We start from the raw sequence: 266 nt of genomic DNA, 5'->3' as shown, positions 1-266 counted from the left end.
CTCCTTTCTGGAGAAGCTATTTAAGAGTCTACTTTTATCAAACACATCAAGATAATTGTTAATTATCAATTGTAAATGATTAATGATAGGTTGTTTTAAGCAATCTCATTAACCATTAACCATTAACAATTAACAATTAAAAAAAGGGGCTTGTAGCTCAGGTGGTTAGAGCGCTACACTGATAATGTAGAGGTCCGTGGTTCGAGTCCACGCAGGCCCACAATAAAAGTGAGCGAGCAGCAATAACCCTTGTGGTTATTGAAGTG

General features: G+C 36.8%; 1 tRNA gene. It reads left to right on the top strand.

The annotated features are described in order from the left end of the window. Window positions 1-146: 146 nt before the first annotated feature. Window positions 147-220, top strand: a tRNA-Ile gene (locus EOJ36_RS11870). Window positions 221-266 lie beyond the last annotated feature (46 nt).

The sequence above is a fragment of the Sandaracinomonas limnophila genome (assembly GCF_004005965.1).
In the GTDB taxonomy this organism is placed as follows: domain Bacteria; phylum Bacteroidota; class Bacteroidia; order Cytophagales; family Spirosomataceae; genus Sandaracinomonas; species Sandaracinomonas limnophila.
Note: the sequence above shows the minus strand (reverse complement) of the source record. Positions and strands in the feature narration are given on the sequence as shown.